The sequence below is a fragment of the Xenorhabdus miraniensis genome (assembly GCF_002632615.1).
The window spans coordinates 157,835-160,812 of sequence record NZ_NITZ01000007.1 but is presented as its reverse complement, the minus strand read 5'-3'; the positions used below and the strand labels follow the sequence as shown (position 1 = coordinate 160,812).

The window sequence follows — 2,978 nt, the reverse complement described above, 5'->3', positions numbered from 1 at the left end:
ACCCAAAACACCTTCGGTGTTGTCAGGTTAAGCCGCACGGTTCATTAGTACTGGTTAGCTCAACGTCTCGCAACGCTTACACACCCAGCCTATCCACGTCCTCGTCTCGGACGTTCCTTCAGTGTCCTCAAGGGACAAGGGAAGACTCATCTCAAGGCAAGTTTCCCGCTTAGATGCTTTCAGCGGTTATCTCTGCCGCACTTAGCTACCGGGCAATGCCATTGGCATGACAACCCGAACACCAGTGGTGCGTCCACTCCGGTCCTCTCGTACTAGGAGCAGCCCCTTTCAATCTTCCAGCGCCCACGGCAGATAGGGACCGAACTGTCTCACGACGTTCTAAACCCAGCTCGCGTACCACTTTAAATGGCGAACAGCCATACCCTTGGGACCTACTTCAGCCCCAGGATGTGATGAGCCGACATCGAGGTGCCAAACACCGCCGTCGATATGAACTCTTGGGCGGTATCAGCCTGTTATCCCCGGAGTACCTTTTATCCGTTGAGCGATGGCCCTTCCATGCAGAACCACCGGATCACTAAGACCTACTTTCGTACCTGCTCGAGCCGTCACTCTCGCAGTCAAGCCAGCTTATGCCTTTGCACTAACCTCACGATGTCCGACCGTGATTAGCTAACCTTCGTGCTCCTCCGTTACGCTTTGGGAGGAGACCGCCCCAGTCAAACTACCCACCAGACACTGTCCGCAGCCCGGGTCACGGGCCTACGTTAGAACATCAAACATTCAAGGGTGGTATTTCAAGGATGGCTCCATGCAGACTGGCGTCCACACTTCAAAGCCTCCCACCTATCCTACACATCAAGGCTCAAGGTTCAGTGTCAAGCTATAGTAAAGGTTCACGGGGTCTTTCCGTCTTGCCGCGGGTACACTGCATCTTCACAGCGAGTTCAATTTCACTGAGTCTCGGGTGGAGACAGCCTGGCCATCATTACGCCATTCGTGCAGGTCGGAACTTACCCGACAAGGAATTTCGCTACCTTAGGACCGTTATAGTTACGGCCGCCGTTTACTGGGGCTTCGATCAAGAGCTTCGCCTTGCGGCTGACCCCATCAATTAACCTTCCAGCACCGGGCAGGCGTCACACCGTATACGTCCACTTTCGTGTTTGCACAGTGCTGTGTTTTTATTAAACAGTTGCAGCCAGCTGGTATCTGCGACTGGCTTCAGCTCCGAGCGCATGTCTCTTCACCTAATGCCAGCGTGCCTTCTCCCGAAGTTACGGCACCATTTTGCCTAGTTCCTTCACCCGAGTTCTCTCAAGCGCCTGAGTATTCTCTACCTGACCACCTGTGTCGGTTTGGGGTACGATTCAGTGTTACCTGGTGCTTAGAGGCTTTTCCTGGAAGCAGGGCATCAACCACTTCAGCACCGTAGTGCCTCGTCATTACGCCTCAGTGTTGCAGTACTCCGGATTTGCCAGGAGCACACACCTACACGCTTAAACCGGGACGACCGTCGCCCGGCTGGCCTAGCCTTCTCCGTCCCCCCTTCGCAGTAACACCGAGTACAGGAATATTAACCTGTTTCCCATCGACTACGCCTGTCGGCCTCGCCTTAGGGGTCGACTCACCCTGCCCCGATTAACGTTGGACAGGAACCCTTGGTCTTCCGGCGAGCGGGTTTTTCACCCGCTTTATCGTTACTTATGTCAGCATTCGCACTTCTGATACCTCCAGCATGCCTCACGGCACACCTTCGCAGGCTTACAGAACGCTCCCCTACCCAACAACACATTCGTGCCGCTGCCGCAGCTTCGGTGCATGGTTTAGCCCCGTTACATCTTCCGCGCAGGCCGACTCGACCAGTGAGCTATTACGCTTTCTTTAAATGATGGCTGCTTCTAAGCCAACATCCTGGCTGTCTGAGCCTTCCCACTTCGTTTCCCACTTAACCATGACTTGGGGACCTTAGCTGGCGGTCTGGGTTGTTTCCCTCTTCACGACGGACGTTAGCACCCGCCGTGTGTCTCCCGTGATAACATTCTCCGGTATTCGCAGTTTGCATCGGGTTGGTAAGTCGGGATGACCCCCTAGCCGAAACAGTGCTCTACCCCCGAAGATGAGTTCACGAGGCGCTACCTAAATAGCTTTCGGGGAGAACCAGCTATCTCCCGGTTTGATTGGCCTTTCACCCCCAGCCACAAGTCATCCGCTAATTTTTCAACATTAGTCGGTTCGGTCCTCCAGTTAGTGTTACCCAACCTTCAACCTGCCCATGGCTAGATCACCGGGTTTCGGGTCTATACCCTGCAACTTAACGCCCAGTTAAGACTCGGTTTCCCTGCGGCTCCCCTAAACGGTTAACCTTGCTACAGAATATAAGTCGCTGACCCATTATACAAAAGGTACGCAGTCACACCCGCAAAGGGTGCTCCCACTGCTTGTACGTACACGGTTTCAGGTTCTCTTTCACTCCCCTCGCCGGGGTTCTTTTCGCCTTTCCCTCACGGTACTGGTTCACTATCGGTCAGTCAGGAGTATTTAGCCTTGGAGGATGGTCCCCCCCTATTCAGACAGGATACCACGTGTCCCGCCCTACTCTTCGAGCTCACAATACCAGCGTCTTCGGATACGGGGCTATCACCCTTTACTGCCGGCCTTTCCAGACCGTTCTCCTGGCGCTGATGCTGATGCTGGCTCTGGGCTGTTCCCCGTTCGCTCGCCGCTACTGGGGGAATCTCGGTTGATTTCTTTTCCTCGGGGTACTGAGATGTTTCAGTTCCCCCGGTTCGCCTCATTCACCTATGGATTCAGTGAATGATAGTGCAACGGATTGCACTGGGTTTCCCCATTCGGGTATCGCCGGGTATTGCGGTTCCTATCACCTGACCGGCGCTTTTCGCAGATTAGCACGCCCTTCATCGCCTCTGACTGCCTAGGCATCCACCGTGTACGCTTATTCGCTTAACCTCACAACCCGAAGGTGTCTTCAGATTGCAGGGTTGAGAGACTCATCA

At 54.3% G+C, this 2,978-nt stretch carries 1 rRNA gene and 1 other annotated feature (1 of these 2 cut by a window edge); the gene reads right to left on the bottom strand.

The features are described from left to right. Window positions 1-23 precede the first annotated feature (23 nt). Window positions 24-2,931: ribosomal RNA gene (locus Xmir_RS35020) — 23S ribosomal RNA — on the bottom strand. Window positions 2,932-2,939: 8 nt separating this feature from the next. Then, window positions 2,940-2,978 (bottom strand) — a sequence feature (16S ribosomal RNA rRNA prediction is too short) (it continues 933 nt past the right edge of the window).